Raw genomic sequence first — 19,098 nt, forward strand, 5'->3', positions numbered from 1 at the left:
AATGCCCCCGGCGCGCTCAATGCGCGGCCGGGCCGATCAGCCGCGAGCGGATGGCGTTGGAGAGGTTGTCGAACAGGAAGACCACGCCCAGGATCAGCAGCACCATATAGGCCACCTTGTCCCAGTCCGAATTGGTGCCCATGGCTTCGAGCAGCTTGAGGCCGATGCCGCCGGCGCCCACGGCACCGATGACGGTGGCCGAGCGGGTATTGCTCTCCCAGAAATAGAGCGACTGCGAGACAAAGACCGGCAGTACCTGCGGCACGACCCCGAAGCGGTTGACCGCGGCCGGGCTGGCGCCGACCGACTGGATACCCTCGCGCTGCTTGTCATCGACATTTTCCAGCGCCTCGGCATAGACCTTGCCCAGGGCGCCGGTATCGGTGAAGAAAATCGCCGCAATGCCCGGAATCGGACCCGGCCCGAAGCCACGGGTAAAGAACAGCGCCCAGATCAGCATGTCGATGGAGCGCAGGAAGTCAAAGCTGCGCTTCATCATCCAGTTGGCCGTGCGGTTTGGGGTAATGCTGCGCGCGGCGATGAAGGCCAACGGGAAGGCCACCAGGGTTGCCAGCAGCGTGCCGACAAAGGCCATGACCAGGGTCTGCATCAGTTTGGCGAGGATGTCGGCATGCTGCCAGGCGCGGTTGCCCAGCCACTCGTCAAGGATCAGATGCGCATTGGCCCGGGCCGGATCGACGCGGTCGCCGCTAAAGGCCAGGCCGATGCTGCTCAACAGGTCATTGCCCCAGAGCGGGGAAGCCGGATCGTAGAGGAAATTGGCCCAGCCCAGGAAACGGCGCTGCACCACGACCTGGTTGTTGCGGATTTCCGCCTGCCCGGCAAAGCCATAGTCGACCAGCACCTTGGCGCCATCCTGCTCGATCGCCGGCGGTGCGCCTGCCGGCGCCAGGGCGGCATTTGCGGTGATGGCGATGGGCCAGACCACGCCGTCGACATAGACATCGACCGCCGTGGTGGCGATCTCGAGCCGGTCGGCTTCATTGCCGAAGGTGGCGGTCATGCTGCCATCGGCATGCGGGGTGAGCCAGTCGATGGTGGCGCCATCGGCATATTGGCCGCGGCTCGACCATTGCGGCACCACGGCGCCGCCCTCGAAGCGCAGGCGTGGCTGGGCGCGCCAGGAATACCAATCCTGGACATAGATGGCGGCGCGGTCCCATTTGCCGTTTTGCAAGGCGGGGCCGACGCTGAAGAAGAACCAGCAGAAGGTCAGGTAGAGCAGCGCGGCGCCCAGGCCGATCAGCAGGCCCCAGCGCTGCAGCAGGTTGGGGCGGAAGACGTCGGGATATTTCTTTTCGAGGCGGTGACGTTCGCTGAGGCTGATCGTGCTCATCATGCCGCTCCCCTTCCCAGTTCGAAGCTCTGCTTGCCCACCAGCTTGTAGCGCAGCCAGCCCGAGAACTGGTCGATGCAGACAATGGTAATCAGCAGCAGGATGACGATGGCATAGGTCTTGGCGGCATGGTCGCGGCCAATGGAGAGGCGGAAGACCTCGCCGATGCCGCCGCCGCCGACCGCGCCGATAATGGTGGAGGCGCGCACATTGATCTCGGTGCGCAGCAGCGCATAGGAGACGAAATTGGGCATGACCTGGGGCACGATGCCAAAGCGCACCCGCTCCAGCCAGGTGGCGCCCACCGAGCGCAGCCCTTCCTCGGGCTTCATGTCGGCATTCTCGACCACTTCGAAGAACAGTTTGCCCAGCGCGCCGATGGTGTGAAACGAGATGGCGGCGATGGCGGCAATCGGACCGATCGAGAGCACGGCAGTCAGCAGGCCGGCAATGACGATCTCGGGAAAGGCGCGCATGATTTCCATGATGCGCCGCACCACGAAGCGCAGCGGCCCGGCGCCGACCAGGTTGGTGGCGGCGAAAAAGCAAAGGATGAAGGCCAGGCCGCCGCCGATAATGGTCGAGACAATGGCAATATTGACCGTGACGATGAGCTGGTAAATGAAGTTGGGAATATAGAGGCTCTCGGTCACATAGACCCGGTCCGAGGTATAGTCGAACTTGAGCGAGCCATCATAATAGGGTGACTCGATATCGAACATGGCGCGCACGATCTCGAAGGGATCCTCGGGCACGAAGTTCTTGAGAAAATCGAACATGTACGGAATACGGTCGAAGAACTTGCCCGAATTGGCGGCATTGGCGTAGTTCATCGCCGCGCCCAGCGCGACCAGTACCAGCACGACCCCGATGATCGAATAGACCCGCCGCGTCAGCACCTGGCTGCGATAGTGGCGCAGCAGGGTCTGGCTGGCGGCGCTGAGGCCGGATGTCGGGGCGATATCGGTCATGGGCAAACTGCTCGCTGAGGTTTCAGTCGTCTCCCTCCCCCTTGTGGGGAGGGATAAAGGGTGGGGGTATCTGTCCGCGCATCCGGTGCACGGCTCCCCCACCCTCATTCCCTCCCCACAAGGGGGAGGGAAGCCCGTCTCTTGCTTGTTGGACGTTCAGAAATCAGCCGCCGATGACCGACTTACGGGCGTCGATGATGGTCTGGTACATGGTCTGGTCGGCGTCGACGAAGTTGGTGTAACCGCCGGCGGTGAAGGCGTCGAAGCACTCGAAGTCGGCTTCGGGCAGGCCCTTGAAGAAGGCGGTGACCTTTTCCTTCATGTCGGCGCTGAGCTTGTTGGAGACCATGAGCGGGCCGTTCGGGATGATTGGCGACTGCCAGACTTCCACCAGGTCGTCCATGTCGAGCAGGCCCTTGTCGACCATGATCTTGAGGTTGCCCGAGGTATAGCCTTCGGAGAATTCACCCTGGCCCGAGCCGAAGGTGGTGCCGGCATCCCAGGTGCCGTCGAGCACGCCGAGAACCAGGTTTTCGTGACCGCCGCCGAAGCCGGTTTCGCTGTAGAATTCAGCGATGGGGGCGCCGAGCTCGGCTGGCAGGGCGACGTTGGGAACCAGGTAGCCCGAGGTCGAGTCAGGATCGGCAAAGCCGAGCTTCTTGCCCTTGGTCGAGGCCAGGTCGGTGATGCCGCTGTCCTTGCGGGCAACCATGATCGAGTGGTAGCCGGTCGAGCCGTCTTCCTGCTGGGTGGTCAGGACCGGATCAACGGCCTCTGGGTCCGACAGGTAGATCGAGGCATAGGACGAGGCGCCCATGATGGCGATGTCGATGGTGCCGCCGAGCAGGCCCTGGATCACGCCATTATAGTCGGGCGATGGGAAGAACTGGACTTCGGTGGCGCCGGTTGCGGCCTTGAGCGGCTCGGCAACGCATTCGGAGCGACGCAGCTGGTCGCTCTCGTTCTCGCCGCCATCGAGGCCGATGCGCAGGACGGTGGCGTCCTGGGCGAAGGCTGCAGTGGTCATGGTGAGGGCCACGGAGGCCAGCAGGATTTTGCGGATCGCGGTCATGGATATCTTCCTTTGGTGACGCGGGTTGGTCGGCGGGCCCGAAAAGGGCCGCGGAACGGGGTTACGAAGCGGGATTGGCGCTTGCGGGATGGATGACGGGCGGCGCCAGCGGCGCCAGCGATGTCGAGGTCATGGCTTCCGAGAAAGCCTCCTTGAGCCCATCGGCGCCGTAGAGCGTGCGGGCGACATCGGTGGTCAGCTCGTCGGGCGTGCCGTCGAACACCACCTTGCCCTGCGCCATGCCGATGATGCGCTCGCAATAGGCGCGGGCGGTGTCGAGCGTGTGCAGGTTGGTGATGACGGTAATGCCCTCGGCATTGATGTCGCGCAGGCTGTCCATGACGATCTGGGCATTGCGCGGGTCGAGGCTGGCGATCGGCTCGTCGGCCAGGATCATCTTGGGCCCCTGCATCAGCGCCCGGGCGATGGCGACGCGCTGCTGCTGGCCGCCCGACAGGGTCTGCGCCCACTGCAAGGCGGTCGGGGCGATGTCGAGGCGCTCGAGCGCCTTGAGCGCCTCGAGCTGCTCATCGGCGGAAAAGATCTGCAGCAGGTTGAGCAGGGGATGGCGGCCATTGAGGCGGCCGAGCATGACATTGGTGATGACGTCGAGGCGGGGCACCAGGTTGAACTGCTGGAAGATCATGGCGCAGTCGCGCTGCCAGTTGCGCAGGGCCTGGCCGCGCAGCTCGGAGGTGCGCACGCCGTCATATTCGATATAGCCCGACGAGACGTCGGCGAGGCGGTTGATCATGCGCAGCAGGGTCGACTTGCCGGCGCCGGAGCGGCCGATGACGCCGACCATCTGGCCCTGCGGGATTTCGAGGCTGACGCTGTCGACAGCGAGCTTGTCACCAAATCGTCGCGAAACATTGGAGATCTTCAGCATCAGGACGCCCCACTTCTCGAGTGTGGCAGACCTAGGGCGGCCAGATTACGTGCGCATGTAGATTTGGTGACGGTTCGATGACTGTGAACAGGGGGGTGTGGTGGGTTTGCCGAGTGCCCGGAAGCACGTGATGCAATGCAGCCACCGGCCGTCACCCTCGGGCTTGACCCGAGGGCTCTATACTGGCGGCGCGCGGGTCAAGTGCAGTGCCCTCGGGTCAGGCCCGAGGGTGACGATCGCGGACGGTCGCCCTACCCCTCATACTTCTCCAGAAACGCCTCGATCCCCAGCTTGCGGAAATCGGGCAGCGCCTGGTGCAGCTTGTCGTGGCTCCAGTCCCACCACTTCATCGCATCGAGCCGTGATGCCACGTCGTCGGAAAAGCGCTGCTTGATGGTCCGGGCGGGAACACCCACGGCAATGGCGAAATCGGCGACGTCCTTGGTCACCACCGCATTGGAGCCGATAATGGCGCCATTGCCGATGGTGATGCCGGGCATGATCACCGCGCCATGGCCGATCCAGGTGTCGTGGCCGATGCTGATGGGCGTGCTCTCGCGCCAGTCGAAAAAGCTCTGATCATCCTCCTCGCCCTCGAAATACTGCGCCGAGCGATAGGTGAAATGGTGCAGCGAGGCGCGTTCCATCGGGTGCATGCTGGCATAGATGCGCACATGGGCGGCGATATTGGCGAACTTGCCGATGCTGGAATAGGCGATCTGGGTATTGCTGACGCAGTAGGAATAGTCGCCCAGGCTAGAATAGGCGACGGTGCAGCCGGCGCCCACTTCGGTATAGCGGCCAAGGGTCGACTCCATGACATGGGCGGTCGGATTAATGGAGGGTTCGAGACCAAGCTTTTTCATGCTGCCATCCTCGGGGCAAAGGCGGTGACGTCGAGAATGCGGTCGGCGACTGCCTCGCGCACTTCCTCGTCGTGGAAAATCCCCAGCAGCGCCACGCCGGCCGCCTTCTTCTCGCCGATCATGGCGACGACGACAGCGCGATTGGTGGCGTCGAGCGAGGCGGTCGGCTCGTCGAGCAGCAGCACCGGATGATCGGTGATGAAGCCGCGGGCAATGTTGACGCGCTGCTGTTCGCCGCCCGAAAAGGTCGCCGGCGGCAGGCTCCAGAGCCGTTCGGGCAGGTTGAGCCGGGCCAGCAAAGCGCGCGCCCTGCCCTGCGCCTCGCCCTTGTCCACCCCGCGGATCACCAGCGGCTCGGCCACGACGTCGAGCGCCGAAACGCGCGGCACGGTGCGCAGGAACTGGCTGACATAGCCGATGGAGTCCCGCCGCAGCGTCAGCACGGTGCGCGGATCGGCCGTGGCCAGATCCACGGCCTCGCCATGATGCTGGATGACGATGGCGCCGGCATCGACGCCATAATTGCCATATACCATTTTGAGGATCGAGCTCTTGCCGGCCCCTGACGGCCCGCCCAGCACGACGCATTCGCCGGGCTGGACGTGAAAGTTCACATTCTCCACCACCGGCAGCACGACCCCGTCGCGCAGATGCATGGTAAAGGTCTTTGAGAGATTTTTGACGGTAAGGGCGGTCATCATCACACCTGCAGGATCGAGGAAACGAGCAGCTGGGTATAGGGTTCGCGCGGATCGTCGAGCACGCGGTCGGTCAGGCCCGCCTCGATGACATAGCCGTCCTTCATCACCATCATGCGGTGGCTCAAAAGGCGCGCCACGGCCAGGTCATGGGTGACGACGATGGCCGCCAGCCCCAGTTCGCCCACCAGGCCACGCAGCAGATCGAGCAGGCGCGCCTGCACCGACACGTCGAGCCCGCCGGTCGGCTCGTCCATGAAGACCAGCCGTGGCCCGGTCACGAGGTTACGGGCGATCTGCAGGCGCTGCCGCATGCCGCCCGAGAAGGATCGCGGCTGGTCGTCGATACGGTCGGCGGCGATTTCCACGCGACCCAGCCAGTCGAGCGCCGTGTCGCGGATATGACCATAGTGGCGGTCGCCCACCGCCATCAGCCGCTCGCCGACATTGGCGCCGGCCGAAACGGTCATGCGCAGCCCGTCGGCCGGGTTCTGGTGCACGAAGCCCCAGTCCGTCCGCACGAGAAAGCGCCGCTCGGCTTCGCTGAGGTCATAGATATTGCGCCATTCCCCGTCCCGCATGCGGTAATGCGTCTGGCCCGACGTCGGCTCGAGCGTCGCCGACAGCGAATTGAGCAAGGTGGTCTTGCCCGAGCCGGATTCCCCGACAATGGCCAGCACTTCGCCGGGCCAGAGCTCGAAGCTGACATCGGCGCAGCCGAGGCGCGAGCCGTAATATTTGGTCAGGTTGTCGACCTTGAGGAGGGGTTCAGTGCTCATGGCGTTGCTCCTTCAGTACCGCTGCCAGTCGACGCAAAGTGTTGCCCCATCCCCGATCGTCACCCTCGGGCTTGACCCGAGGGCTCTGCACTTGCGGTGCGCTGGCGAAGTGAAGTGCCCTCGGGTCAAGCCCGAGGGTGACGCGCGGTGGGTGTGAAAGATACAGCATCATTCCGCTGCCTCCTGGGCCACGCCCAGCGTGCCCACATGTCCCGCCGCGCGCCGTTCCTCGCAATTGTCGGTATCGGAGCACACATACATATGCCCGCCCTGGTCATCGAGAATGACCTCGTCGAGATAGACCTGCTCGGCGCCGCAGAGGGCGCAGGGCTGCTCGAAATGCTGGATGGCGAAGGGATGGTCCTCGAAGTCGAGGCTCACCACTTGCGTATGCGGCGGCACGGCATAAATCCGGTGCTCGCGCCCGGCGCCGAACAACTGCAGCGCCTCTGACATGTGCATCTTGGGATTGTCGAATTTCGGCGTCGGACTGGGGTCCATGACGTAACGCCCCTCGACCTTGACCGGATAGGCATAGGTGGTGGCGATGCGGCCGTGCCGGGCAATGTCCTCATAGAGCTTGACGTGCATCAGCCCATATTCCTCGAGCGCGTGCATTTTCCGCGTTTCGGTTTCGCGCGGTTCGAGGAAGCGCAAAGGCTCGGGGATAGGCACCTGGTAGACCAGGATCTGCCCGGCCCCGAGCTTCTTTTCGGGAATGCGGTGGCGGGTCTGGATGATGGTCGCCTCGGCCGTATGGGTGGTGGTGGCCACCTGCGCCACCTTGGCGAAGAAGGCGCGGATCGAGACCGCATTGGTGGTGTCGTCGGCGCCCTGGTCGATGACCTTGAGCACGTCATCGGGTCCGATGATCGAGGCCGTCACCTGCACGCCGCCGGTGCCCCAGCCATAGGGCATGGGCATTTCGCGGGAGCTGAATGGCACCTGATAGCCGGGAATGGCAATGGCCTTGAGAATGGCCCTGCGGATCATCCTTTTGGTCTGCTCGTCGAGATAGGCAAAGTTGTACTGGGCGACGGCGTTCATTCCGCGGCCTCCTTGAGTTCGGCAGCTTCATGCTCCGCGCGCATGCGGCGGATCATGTCGAGCTCGGCCTGGAAATCCACGTAATGGGGGAGTTTGAGATGTTCGACGAAGCCGGTCGCCTGCACATTGTCGCAATGGGCAATGACGAATTCCTCGTCCTGGGCGGGGGCCACCAGGTCCTCGCCAAATTCCCGCGCCCGCAGCGCCCGGTCGACCAATGACATGGCCATGGCCTTGCGCTCGGCCTGGCCGAAGACCAGGCCATAGCCGCGGGTGAACTGCGGCGCCAGCTTGGCCGAGCCCTTGAACTGGTTGACCATCTGGCATTCGGTGACGCGGATGCGCCCCAGATTGACGGCAAAGCCGAGCTCGGGCACGTCGAATTCCACATCGACTTCGCCGATGCGGATTTCGCCGACGAAAGGATGGCTGCGGCCATAGCCGCGCTGGGTGGAATAGGCCAGAGCCAGCAGGAACCCCTCGTCGCCGCGGGCCAGAGCCTGCAGCCGCAGGTCGCGGTTGAGCGGAAAGTCCAGGGGTTCGCGCGTCAGGTCGCCCACTTCGGCATCGGGGTCGGTGTCGCCATCGGGCTCCATCAGCCCCTGGCGGCCCAGCAGGTCGGTGACCCGGGGTGCGGCTTCGACCTCGGCCGGGCGGGTCACCGGCGCCGGCACGGTGCCGCCCACCAGCGAAGCGTCGAGCAGGCGGTGGGTATAGTCGAAGGTCGGGCCCAGCAGCTGGCCGCCGGGCAGGTCCTTGAAGGTGGCCGAGATGCGGCGCTCGATCAGCATGGCCCCGGTATCGATTGGCTGGCTATAGCCAAAGCGCGGCAAAGTGGTGCGATAGGCGCGCACCAGGAAGATCGCCTCGATCAGGTCGCCGCGCGCCTGCAGCAGCGCCAGGGCTGCCAATTCGGTATCGTAGAGCGAGCCCTCGCCCATGGTGCGGTCGACGGCGAGGCCGAGCTGCTCGACGATCTGGTCGAGCCGCAAGCCGGGCACCGAGCGGTCGCCGCGACGGCGGTCGGCCAGCAAGGCATGGGCATTGGCAATGGCGGCTTCACCGCCCTTTACGGCTACATACATCTTAGTGTCCTTCCGCAATGCGCGTCGAGCGCGGTAGGCCCATGACTTGGCCATCAGCCACCAGCAGCAGGTCGACGCCGCGCGGAAATAATTCGCGGTTGGCGCTCCACTGCGCGATGAAATCCGCGGGCAGCCCCTGTGGGCTAATATGGAGGTGATCCTTGATGCCGGGTCCGCGCAGCACCAGCATCTCGCCGCCACTCAGTGAAGGCACGGCCAGCACCACTGTGGTCGAGCGATCGGGATATTCCTGGGTCCCGAGGTTGAACTGGTCGAGCGCCGGCAACTGCCCTGCCCCGCTGGCCGCGGCAAAAGTCGCCTTTTCCGGCGCATCCACCAGCGGCGCGCCGCTGTGAAAGCCCAGCCATGTTCCGATAGTACCATCGGCGCGCAGGCGCGCATCCAGCCAGACGGGGGTGTCATGGTCGCTCAAGGTTAACAGTGTGCTAACCAATTCGGGGGACAGGCTGTGCGAAATCGACTGCGGTGTGACGAGGTCTTGCGGCGTGCCGGGATTGGCCAGCGCGTCCATGATGGCGCGGAAACTGGTCTGGCTGTTCAGCACCGGATCGGCGAAACCGCCCTGAAGTAGGCTATCCATCTCAGTTATCCCCGCGCACCATGGTGAAGAAATCGACCCGCGTGGCCGCCGTCTCGTCGCGCTTGTGCTGGTCGCCGCGCTGCGCCAAAGCCGCCAAAGGCGCGACAATCTCGGCCTCGACCGCCTCGGGCGCGCGCTGGAACAGCGCATCGATCACCGCGATGACTTCTGCCTTGGCGAGGTCACGACCCAGGCAATACCCATGCCCCACCTGCCCGGTTACAATACGCACGCTGGCGCGGCTGACCGAGGCTTCACCCATATTGAAAGGCGCACCACCGCCGCCGGCCCGGCCGCGCACCATGACCAGGCCCGTTTCGGGGCCGCGGATGCGGGTAAAGTCGGGCTTGTCGGCCCAGGCGTCCCAGACGGCGGCCAGTTCGCGCGCCGGCGCGGCAGCCAGCACGTCCAGCGCCGCCTTGCGACGGCCGATATCCTTGGGGTCAGTGTGCAACATGCTTGCCTCTATTTGTCTAATGGATTAGACAACTAATGTCCTGATTTCCGTCTTAGGCTTTCCATGTGACTTTGCAATGACAAAAACCAGGGATGAACTGGGCGGGGTCGCGCTGTGGCGCCGCATCGCTGACGCCATTCGCCTCGATATCATTGGCGGCAAGCTCGCCAGTGGTGACAGGCTTCCCACCGAAGCCGTTCTGGCAGCACGCTTTTCCGCCAATCGTCACACCGTGCGGCGGGCCTTGGCCGTGCTGGCCGAAGAGGGGGTGGTGGGGGCCGAACAGGGGCGCGGCACCTTTGTGCGCAGCGCCAGGCGGCTGAGCTATCCGATCGGCCGGCGCACCCGATTCTCCGAAGGCCTGGCCGGCCAGGCCCGCAGCATCAGCACGCAGCATCTGGGCGACAAGATCGAAAATGCCAGCGCTACGGTAGCGGCGGCGCTGGGCATCAAACCGGGCGCCAAGGTGGTCCGCATCGACGGCCTGTCATCGGCCGACGGGATACCGCTGTCGCGCGCCACCACCTGGCTGGCCTACCGGCAATTTCCCGATGTGGCGCAGCGGCTGATCGAGAGCCACTCGTTCACGGTGGTCTTTGCCAGCTATGGCATTGCCGATTACGCGCGGGCCACCACCCGCATCTCCGCCCGGCACGCCGATGTCGAGGAAACCCAGCTGCTGGGCCTCTCGGCCGGAGCGATCCTCTTGGTCTCGGAAGCCATTGACGAGGATGGCGCGGGCAATCCCATCTCCTACGCCCTCAGCCGCTTTCCGGCCGAACGGATGGAGCTGGTGGTGTAGTTCCCCCACCTGACCTCCCCCTGAAGGGGCTTGAGAGCGACCCGAAGGGACAAATCGCTCCAGTGGAGCGATTTGAGCGAACAAGGCCATGAGAGCTGCGCTCGAATGGCCGGTTAGGTGGGGGTTGCTCGGGGGAGGCTAGAGGGGGCATTTCTCCGCTCATCAGCCCGCGGCAGCCCCGCAACATCTTGCAGCAGCTGCACGAACTGCTCGCCCGCCGTTTCCAGCGCGCCGGAATTGTCGATGCGCACCGTGCTGGCCGGCAGGCGGTCGGCAACCTGGCGCGCGATACGCTGCTGGATCGATTCCGCCGTTTCACGGCCCCGTCCGGCCAGCCGCCGCGCGATGACATCGCGGTCGGCCGATACCGCCACGACCACCGTATCGGGATAGCGTGCGACCAGCGCCGGGATCATGGCGCGTGACAGGTTGGCCACCACCACCCTGCCCGCGCGCAGATCGTCTTCCAGCGAAATGGGCAGGCCATAGCGCAGGCCGTGCGCCTCCCAGGTCAGGGCAAAGGCGCCGTCCTGCTCGGCCTGGGCAAAGCTGGCCTCGTCCATGCTGTCATGATCTTCGCTGCCGCCATCGGCCAGCCGCGTCACCACGCGACGCACGACATGGATCAGCCCGGTGGGCTCAAGCCGCTCGCGGGCAAAGCCGATCAGGCTGTCCTTGCCGGCGCCGCTGGGCCCGACCACGGCGACAAAATTGCCCTTCATATGACGCGGCGACCTTCCCGATAGACGGTAAGGACGATGGGAATACCGTCCTCGATGCGCAGATGCACGAAATCGGCGCGCTTGCCCACTTCGATCTCGCCGCGATCACTGAAACCACCGGCCTCGGCCGGGCGCTTGGTCACCAGCTGCACCGCCTTGGGCAAACTTATCCCCTCCACGTTCTCGGCGAGCGAAAATGCCGACTGCAGCATGGAGAAGGGAATGTAGTCGGACGACAGAATATCGAGCAGGTCGGCCTCGGCCAGAACCCGCGCCGAGACATTGCCGGAATGCGATCCGCCACGCACCACATTGGGGCCGCCCATCAGGATGGACATGCCGGCCTGGCGCGAGGCCCGGGCCGCTTCCAGCGTGGTGGGGAATTCGGCAATGTGCAGGCCCAGATCGACGGCTTCCTCGACATGGGCGCGGGTGGCGTCGTCATGGCTGGCCAGTACGATGCCCTTGTCATGGCAGATGTCGGCGATGGCGCGGCGGAACGGGCCGGCATGGGTCTGGGACTGGCGGTTGCGGCGCTCGGAAAACTCGTCGAGCTGGGCGTCGCTCATCTTGGTCTTGCCCTGGTAATAGGCCTTGTAGGCGTCGAGGCTGGCGAACTGGCGCTGGCCGGGGGCGTGGTCCATCAGCGAGGCCAGGCGCACCTGCGGATCGTCGATGATGGCGAGGAAACTGTCGAGGCAATCGGGGGCCGAGACCTCGCAGCGCAGGTGGATGAAGTGTTCCGCCCGCAGCCGACCGGCTTCGTTGCCGGCGCGGATGGCGCCAGCCAGGGTGCGCATGTCCTCGGCGCCGATATCGGTCTGCTCGTCCAGCCCGATGCGGATGGCGTCGAGCACGGTGGTAATGCCCGAGGCGGCGATCTGGGCGTCATGCGCCTGCACCGCGGCGACGGGGTTCCAGCGCACCTTGGGGCGCGGCGCATAATGGGTCTCGAGGTGGTCGGTATGCAGCTCCACGAGACCGGGAATCAAATAATCCCCGTCGAGGTCAGTGCCGGTGCGGCTGGGCGTGCCGATATCGGTGATGACGCCGCCGTCCACGCGCACGGAGCCCTCCAATACCTCATTGGCCAGCACGATGCGGGCATTGGTGAGGACGAGTTCTCCGAGGGCGACACTGTTCATGGGCGGATCATTTCTGCGTTCTTTTGACGGGCATGGGCGCCCCTGCGCTAGCGCAAGATGATGACAGTTTGGCGACTGAGGCACGTTCATCGACTCGTCATGCAACTGTCGGTGAACAGTCACTAATCCGCAAGGGAACTGTCAAACAGGGGTTCTAGGAGTCCGCCCGCCAACCCTTGGCACAAGCTTTCCCGGAGACGTTCCACAAATGACACGCAACACGCTGCTCGGTGCAGCCTCAACCCTCGCCGTAATCGCGCTGACCGCGTCCCCCGTCATGGCTCAGACCAAGTTCGAGTTCTGGTATGGCTTGTCGGGTGACCTGAGCGATCGCATTCAGGACATGTGCAAGACCTTCAACGAGTCGCAGGCCGACTACGAGATCGTCTGCATCAGCCAGAACGACTACGACACCAATCTGCAGAACACGATTGCCGCCTTCCGCGCCAACAAGCAGCCCACCGTCACCCAGATTTTCGACGCCGGCACGCTCGACCTGATGCTGAGCGAGGCCTATCTGCCGATCGGCCAGCTGATGACCGACAATGGCTTCGACATCGACTGGTCGAACTATTTCTCCGGCATCGCCTCCTATTATTCGACCTCGAAGGGCGAACTGCTGTCGATGCCGTTCAACTCCTCGACGGCGATGATCTATTACAATACCGACGCGCTGGCCAAGGTCGGCTTTGACGGCCTGCCCACCACCTGGACCGAAGTCGAAGACATTGCCCGCAAGATGAAGGCAGCTGGCTACGAGTGCCCCGTCGCGTTTGACCCGGCTGGCGCCTGGCAGTGGTTCGAGCAGTTCTCGGCCATCCACAACCAGCCCATCGCCACCAAGGGCAATGGCTTTGGCGGCCTCGACGCCGAAATGGTCGTCAGCAAGGGCCTCTTCGTGGACCAGCTGACCTGGTTCAAGGCCATGTATGACGAAGGCCTGTTTGTCCATAAGGGCAAGGATGTCGGCGAGGGTGACCTCGACTCGTTCGCCAATGGCAATTGCCAGATCTTTTCGGGTTCGATCGCCAGCCATGGCAGCGTCACTGCCAAGGCCATCGACGGCCTGAACTGGGACGTTGCCATGCTGCCCATGCTCGAAGGTCATGAGCGCACCAACAGCCTCGTGGGCGGCGCTTCGCTGTGGACCCTCAAGGGCAAGTCGGAAGAAGAATACAAGGGCGCTGCCGCGTTCTACAACTTCCTGGCCACCCCTGAGCAGACCGAATGGTGGTCGACCGTGACCGGCTATATCCCCGTCACCAATACCGGCTTTGAAGCCATGACCGAAAAGGGCTTCTACACCGAAGCTCCCTATAAGGGCCGCGAAAAGGCCATTGAAAGCCTGACCTTCACCCCACCGACCGAAAATACCCGCGGCATCCGCCTGGGCAATTACGCCTCGATCCGCGCCGAGATGGTCAAGACCATGCAGGACGTGATGTTCAACAATGCACCGGTCCAGGCCGCGCTGGAAAGCTTCGATGCCAAGGGCAACGACATCCTGCGCCGCTTCCAGGCCACCTACAAGGACGCCGTTCTCCCCTGATCGGTTCACCACAGGTGCGGGCGACGAGGTCGCCCGCACCTTTTCTTGTTGTTTTCAAAGCGGGTGCCCCATGGAACGTCGCGCATTTTTCAACAATGGCTCCCTGCCCTGGCTGCTGATCGGGCCGCAATTGCTGCTGGTCATGGTATTTTTCTACTGGCCCACGACGCAGGCGCTCTATTGGGCGTTCACGCTCGAGCAGCCCTGGGGCGGCGGCAATAGCTGGGTCGGCTGGGAGAATTTCCTCAACATCTTCCGCGACAGTGACTACTGGAGCACCGTGATCCGCAGCGCCTTTTACGCCAGCTGCACCACCGTGCTGTCCATGGCCATGGCGCTGACCCTGGCGGTGTTCGTCGATCGCTCGCTCAAGGGCACACGGCTGTTCCAGTCGGTCTTTGTCTGGCCCTATGCCATTGCCGCCCCCGCTGCCGGGGTGGCCTTCCGCTTCATCTTTGCCCCCGAGGCCGGTCTCGTCGGCGCCATCAACGACGTCTTTCCCGGCATCTGGAACCCGGCCATCAATGGCTTCCAGGCGCTGGCCATGATCATCGTCTGCCATTCCTGGCTGGGCATCGGCTACAATTTCATCTTCTTCCTCGCCGCCCTGCAGATGATCCCGCGCTCGATTTCCGAGGCCGGGGCCATGGACGGCGCGCGGCCCTTTACCCGCATGATCGACCTGCAGCTGCCGCTGATCGCACCGACCGCCTTCTTCCTGCTCATCATCAACCTGATTTCGAGCTTCACCGACAGCTTCGGCCTGATCGACACCATGACCGAAGGCGGCCCGTTCGGGAGCACCGAGGTGATGGTCTACAAGATCTATTTCGACGGCTTCAAGGGGCTCGACTATTCGGGCGCCGCCGCCCAGTCGATCGTGCTCATGCTGCTCGTCATCTCGCTCACCTTCGTCCAGTTCAAATGGGTCGAAAAGCGCATCCACTATACCTGAGGTCCGGTCATGATCGAACGTTCGCCTTTCTTCGACTTCGTTACCTATGCGGTGATGGTGTTCGGCATGTTCTTCGTGCTGGTGCCGTTCTGGATCACCTTCGTGGCCGGCTCGCAGTCGCTGCAGGAAGTCAGCCAGGTGCCGATTTCGCTGCTGCCCTCGAGCCATCTGCTCGACAACCTGCAGGCCGCCTGGGCGCGGGCCGATCTCGGCCCGAAAATGCTCAACAGTTTCATCGTGGCGGTCGGGGTCACCACCGGCAAGATCATCCTGGCGGCCCTGTCGGCCTTTGCCATCGTGTTCTTCAACTTCCGCGGCCGGATGATCTGCTTCTGGCTGATCTTTGCCACGCTGATGCTGCCGCTCGAAGTGCGCATCGTGCCGACCTATGCCATCGCCGCCAATGCGCTGCAGCCCTTCCAGTTCATCCTCGACACGCTGGGGCTGACCGGGCTGGTCGAGACGCTTTCGGGGATCCGCATAGGGCTGGAATGGAACCTGCTCAACTCCTATCCCGGGCTGATCCTGCCGCTGGTGGCCACCGCCACCGGCACCTTTCTCTACCGCCAGTTCTTCATGACCATTCCCGACGAGCTGGTGGAAGCCTCCAAGATGGATGGCGCCGGGCCGATGCGCTTCTTCTTCGAAGTGCTGATCCCGCTCAGCCGCACCAATATGCTGGCGCTGGCCACGATCATGTTCGTCTCGAGCTGGAACCAGTATCTGTGGCCGCTGCTGATCACCACCGACCGGGCCAATTTCGGCACCGTGGTGATGCAGCTCAAGGCCCTGATCCCCGATCCCAATGGCACGCCCGACTGGAACGTCACCATGGCGGGCGCCCTCATCATCATGCTGCCGCCTTTGCTGGTCGTAGCCTTCATGCAGCGCTGGTTCGTGCGCGGCCTCATCTCCAACGACAAGTGAGACAATCCATGTCAGCCATCAGCATTTCCGGCGTCAAGAAGCGCTATGCCAAGAGCAAGGCCCATGTCATCCATGGCGTGGATGTCGAGATCGAAGCCGGCGAATTCGTCGTCATCCTGGGGCCATCGGGCTGCGGCAAGTCCACTTTGCTGCGCATGATTGCCGGGCTTGAAGAGATCAGCGAAGGCGAGATCGCCATCGGCGGCACCGTGGTCAACAAGCTCGAGCCGCGCGAGCGTGGCTGCGCCATGGTGTTCCAGAACTATGCGCTCTATCCGCATATGACGGTGCGTCAGAATGTCGGCTATGCCCTCAAGGTGGCCGGCATGAAAAAGCCCGAGCGCGAGATCAAGGTGATGAAGGTCGCCACCTCGGTGGGCCTTGAACCCTATCTCGACCGCAAGCCGGGCGAACTGTCGGGCGGCCAGCGCCAGCGCGTCGCCATGGCCCGCGCCATGGTGCGCGAGCCCAAGGTGTTCCTGTTCGACGAGCCCTTTTCCAACCTCGATGCCAAGCTGCGCGTGGCCATGCGCGCCGAGGTGCGGGGCCTGCATCGCAGCCTTGGCGTCACCTCGGTGTTCGTCACCCATGACCAGACCGAAGCCATGACCCTGGCCGACCGGCTGATCATCATGAACCAGGGCGTGGTCGAGCAGGTGGGCCGGCCCAGCGAGGTCTATCACCGCCCCGCCAGCCTCTTTGTCGCCGATTTCATCGGCTCCCCCGCCATGAACCTGATCCGCGGCTTTTTCAGCGATGACGGCTATTTCCGCCATGGCCAGGGCGGCATGATCCATCTGCCCAGCCTCTCGTCGGGCCTGGCCAGCCAGGAAGTGTCGCTGGGCGTGCGGCCCGAGCTGGTGCGCCGCGTCCCCGCCGGCACCAAGGGCGCCATCGCCGCCGTGGTCGATTATACCGAAGAGCTGGGCGCTGCCCGGCTGGTCTATGCCAATGCCGATGGCAGCCGCATCATCGCCATCGATACCGGCAATGACGCGCTGGGCACCGGCCTGCCGATCCACCTGAGCTTCGAAGCCGTCGACACGCATGTCTTCAGCCACGATACCGGCCGCCGCGTCGATCTGGGCGCCGCCAATACGTCTGCCACCAATGCCCGCATCAACGCCTGATCTGGAGATTTTTCATGAGCAATATCATTGCAACGGGTTTCAATGCCGGTTCGGATGACGGCGAACTGTTCAGCCTCGAGGCTGACCTGCGCCGTCTGGCCGATATCGGCGTCGACACGGTCGAGCTGGGCTTGACCAGCATTGACCTCATCACCGGCGGCCGCATCCTGCCCGAGCGGCTCGAGCGCCTGCTCGCCATCACCAGCCAGTTCGATTTCCGCTACACCGTGCATGGCCTGGTCTCGTCCAACTTCATGGACCCGGACACGCAGAAGTACCAGTTGGCCGCCGCCAAGGCGCTAGTGGAAGTCTGCGACCGCCTTGACTCCCGTATCCTCGTGCAGCATGGCGGGTGCCTGCGCGCCGACCAGATCCATGAGCGTGCCGGCGCCGACCAGCGCGAGCGCGAAGCCCTGACCGAGCTGGCCGATTTTGCCCGCCCCTATGGTGTGCGCATTGCGCTGGAAAACATCTTCACCACCGAGCTGGGTCAGTATCGCCAGACCCCCAGCGAAGTGGCCGCGACGGTCAAGGCCGTCAACCACCCCCATGTCGTGGCGCTGATCGACTTCAGCCACGCCTATATCGAGAGCACCTATAAGGGCCTGAGCTTTTACGAAGAGATCGCCGCCATGGCGCCGGTCACCGGCCATCTGCACGTGCATGACAGCTTCGGCCGCCCGCAGGGCTTCTACAAGCCGTTCTTCCCGCAGGAAAACACAGCCATGGGTATTGGCGACCTGCACATGCCGCTGGGCTGGGGCGATATCGACTGGGACCGCATTTTCGGCGGCCTGCAGTTCCTGCCCGAGACCGTGATGATGATGGAAATCGGCCACCGTCACCGCAGCGAACAGCCCGAAAGCCTGCGCCGCGCCCGCCAGCTCGCCGGGCTGGATCAGCCGCAGTCTGTCGCGGCACAGTAAGGCCCAAAGGCCCCCACCTAGCCTCCCCCTGAGCAACCGTGTTTGCGGTCAAGCTGTGTTGGTGTGCCAGGGGGTGTTGTTGGCAAGGACGGCATTGGCTGTCGTGATGAGTTTGCGCATGGCGGCGACGATGGCGAGCTTTCCCGGTTTGCCCTGGGCGCGCAGCCTTTTGTAGAAGTCGCGGATGGGCGGGTTAGCACGGATGGCCGACAGGGTGGCCATATAGAGAGCGCAGCGCACCGAGAGGCGTCCGCCGGCGATATGGGCCTGGCCGCGCATCTCACCACTATCGCGGTTGAAGGGGGCGACTCCGGCCAAGGCGGCCGCCTGCTTGTTGCCGATGCCGCCCAGCTCGGGCATTTCGGCCAGCAGCACGGCGGCCGTAGTCTGGCCGATGCCGGGGATGGTGGTGAGTAGTTCGGCCCGGCGCCGTAGCGTCGCATCGCTATCGATCTGGCGGGTAATGGCCCGATCCATCTCGCCGATCTGGCTGCTCAAGAAGCCTATATGAGCATCGATGCTGGCTTGCGCCAGCGCAGCTTCAGGGTGCTCGCGACGCTGCTTTTCCATGGCCAGCATATCCACCATCTGGCGGCGCCGGCGCACCAGATCGGCCATTTCCACGGCATTTGGATCGTAGAGGGGGTCGGGATCTGGGTGCATCAGGTGAGCGAAGCGCAGGATCGCCGCGGCGTCAATCGCATCGGTCTTGGCCAGCAGCCCGTCGGCCCGAGCCAGATCGCGCACCCGGCGCGGGTTAATCGTGCTCAGCGCGATGCCATGCTGGCTGAGCGAGCGGGCCATCAGCCGCGTATAGCTGCCGGTGGCCTCACAGACCAGATGGGGCCGGGTCAGGCTGGAGATCTTTTGCACCAACCGAGCCATGCCAGCCGGATTATTGGACACGCGCAACCTGCTCGAGCCGGTGATGGCCAGATCCAGGTGCTTCTTGGAGACGTCGACACCAACATAGTCTGGGGAAAAAATCATGATCGCTCTGCCTTGTATGCGGGCATGTCGCCCAACCAACCGTTCGAGACAGTCAAGATGGGCCGGACGCGTCTGCTCAGGGGCGAGCTTGCTGGCTCTTGGGGGACACACGCTATCCAGCCCGGGAGCC

20 protein-coding genes are annotated in these 19,098 nt (G+C 63.9%); 6 read left to right on the forward strand and 14 right to left on the reverse strand.

The features are described 5' to 3' along the window. Positions 1–16 precede the first annotated feature (16 nt). The 11 genes from phnE (GDR53_RS02830) to phnG form a co-directional block, all read right to left on the reverse strand. Entirely contained in the window at positions 17–1,357 is a 1,341-nt protein-coding gene (gene phnE, locus GDR53_RS02830; protein WP_408639780.1) for a phosphonate ABC transporter, permease protein PhnE, read from the reverse strand. After that, the gene (phnE, locus tag GDR53_RS02835; protein ID WP_193336601.1) at positions 1,357–2,328 is read right to left on the reverse strand and encodes a phosphonate ABC transporter, permease protein PhnE; all 972 of its coding nucleotides are present in this window, start codon (positions 2,326–2,328) and stop codon (positions 1,357–1,359) included. The genes phnE (GDR53_RS02830) and phnE (GDR53_RS02835) overlap by 1 nt, the downstream gene beginning before the upstream one ends. Positions 2,329–2,491: 163 nt before the next feature. After that, entirely contained in the window at positions 2,492–3,400 is a 909-nt protein-coding gene (gene phnD / locus GDR53_RS02840) for a phosphonate ABC transporter substrate-binding protein (protein ID WP_193336602.1), read from the reverse strand. 61 nt (positions 3,401–3,461) lie between these two features. Continuing rightward, on the reverse strand, positions 3,462–4,292 hold the full coding sequence (gene phnC, locus GDR53_RS02845; protein ID WP_193337936.1) for a phosphonate ABC transporter ATP-binding protein: 831 nt from the start codon (positions 4,290–4,292) through the stop codon (positions 3,462–3,464). Positions 4,293–4,540: 248 nt separating this feature from the next. Then, a complete protein-coding gene (locus GDR53_RS02850; RefSeq protein ID WP_193336603.1) occupies positions 4,541–5,155 on the reverse strand; it encodes a DapH/DapD/GlmU-related protein in 615 nt (204 codons plus the stop codon). Further along, positions 5,152–5,856, reverse strand: a complete 705-nt coding sequence (gene phnL, locus GDR53_RS02855) for a phosphonate C-P lyase system protein PhnL (protein ID WP_193336604.1) — start codon at positions 5,854–5,856, stop codon at positions 5,152–5,154. Before phnL ends, GDR53_RS02850 begins: the two co-directional genes overlap by 4 nt. Then, entirely contained in the window at positions 5,856–6,632 is a 777-nt protein-coding gene (gene phnK / locus GDR53_RS02860; RefSeq protein ID WP_193336605.1) for a phosphonate C-P lyase system protein PhnK, read from the reverse strand. Before phnK ends, phnL begins: the two co-directional genes overlap by 1 nt. Positions 6,633–6,800: 168 nt before the next feature. After that, on the reverse strand, positions 6,801–7,679 hold the full coding sequence (locus tag GDR53_RS02865) for an alpha-D-ribose 1-methylphosphonate 5-phosphate C-P-lyase PhnJ (protein ID WP_193336606.1): 879 nt from the start codon (positions 7,677–7,679) through the stop codon (positions 6,801–6,803). After that, positions 7,676–8,764 carry a carbon-phosphorus lyase complex subunit PhnI gene (locus tag GDR53_RS02870; RefSeq protein WP_193336607.1) on the reverse strand — a complete coding sequence of 363 codons (1,089 nt, stop codon included), beginning with the start codon at positions 8,762–8,764 and terminating at the stop codon, positions 7,676–7,678. Before GDR53_RS02870 ends, GDR53_RS02865 begins: the two co-directional genes overlap by 4 nt. 1 nt (position 8,765) lies before the next feature. Further along, positions 8,766–9,365: a phosphonate C-P lyase system protein PhnH gene (gene phnH / locus GDR53_RS02875; RefSeq protein ID WP_193336608.1), complete on the reverse strand. Its 600-nt coding sequence runs from the start codon at positions 9,363–9,365 to the stop codon at positions 8,766–8,768. 1 nt (position 9,366) lies between these two features. After that, positions 9,367–9,822, reverse strand: a complete 456-nt coding sequence (phnG, locus tag GDR53_RS02880; protein ID WP_193336609.1) for a phosphonate C-P lyase system protein PhnG — start codon at positions 9,820–9,822, stop codon at positions 9,367–9,369. 76 nt (positions 9,823–9,898) lie between these two features. Here phnG and phnF point away from each other — a divergent pair, with 76 nt between their 5' ends. Then, a complete protein-coding gene (gene phnF, locus GDR53_RS02885) occupies positions 9,899–10,624 on the forward strand; it encodes a phosphonate metabolism transcriptional regulator PhnF (protein ID WP_193336610.1) in 726 nt (241 codons plus the stop codon). Positions 10,625–10,737: 113 nt separating this feature from the next. Here the strand turns inward: phnF and phnN are convergent, their stop codons facing one another. Both phnN and GDR53_RS02895 read right to left on the reverse strand, forming a co-directional pair. After that, a complete protein-coding gene (gene phnN, locus GDR53_RS02890) occupies positions 10,738–11,346 on the reverse strand; it encodes a phosphonate metabolism protein/1,5-bisphosphokinase (PRPP-forming) PhnN (RefSeq protein ID WP_193336611.1) in 609 nt (202 codons plus the stop codon). Continuing rightward, positions 11,343–12,491, reverse strand: a complete 1,149-nt coding sequence (locus GDR53_RS02895) for an alpha-D-ribose 1-methylphosphonate 5-triphosphate diphosphatase (RefSeq protein WP_193336612.1) — start codon at positions 12,489–12,491, stop codon at positions 11,343–11,345. Before GDR53_RS02895 ends, phnN begins: the two co-directional genes overlap by 4 nt. A 208-nt stretch (positions 12,492–12,699) precedes the next feature. On the opposite strand from GDR53_RS02895, the gene GDR53_RS02900 reads away from it, so the two are divergent. The 5 genes from GDR53_RS02900 (at position 12,700) to GDR53_RS02920 (ending at position 17,978) form a co-directional block, all read left to right on the forward strand. Then, positions 12,700–14,040, forward strand: a complete 1,341-nt coding sequence (locus GDR53_RS02900) for an extracellular solute-binding protein (protein WP_193336613.1) — start codon at positions 12,700–12,702, stop codon at positions 14,038–14,040. A 70-nt stretch (positions 14,041–14,110) separates the two neighbouring features. Beyond that, the gene (locus tag GDR53_RS02905) at positions 14,111–14,995 is read left to right on the forward strand and encodes an ABC transporter permease subunit (protein WP_193336614.1); all 885 of its coding nucleotides are present in this window, start codon (positions 14,111–14,113) and stop codon (positions 14,993–14,995) included. A 9-nt stretch (positions 14,996–15,004) separates the two neighbouring features. Next, on the forward strand, positions 15,005–15,922 hold the full coding sequence (locus tag GDR53_RS02910) for an ABC transporter permease subunit (RefSeq protein ID WP_193336615.1): 918 nt from the start codon (positions 15,005–15,007) through the stop codon (positions 15,920–15,922). Positions 15,923–15,930: 8 nt separating this feature from the next. After that, positions 15,931–17,052: an ABC transporter ATP-binding protein gene (locus tag GDR53_RS02915; RefSeq protein ID WP_193336616.1), complete on the forward strand. Its 1,122-nt coding sequence runs from the start codon at positions 15,931–15,933 to the stop codon at positions 17,050–17,052. 14 nt (positions 17,053–17,066) lie between these two features. Next, entirely contained in the window at positions 17,067–17,978 is a 912-nt protein-coding gene (locus GDR53_RS02920) for a TIM barrel protein (RefSeq protein WP_193336617.1), read from the forward strand. Between the two features lie 48 nt (positions 17,979–18,026). Here GDR53_RS02920 and GDR53_RS02925 read toward each other — a convergent pair whose 3' ends face one another. Continuing rightward, complete coding sequence (locus tag GDR53_RS02925; RefSeq protein ID WP_193336481.1) at positions 18,027–18,968, reverse strand: IS110 family RNA-guided transposase; 942 nt, start codon at positions 18,966–18,968, stop codon at positions 18,027–18,029. Positions 18,969–19,098 lie beyond the last annotated feature (130 nt).

This window comes from Devosia beringensis (genome assembly GCF_014926585.1).
Taxonomy (GTDB): Bacteria; Pseudomonadota; Alphaproteobacteria; order Rhizobiales; family Devosiaceae; genus Devosia; species Devosia beringensis.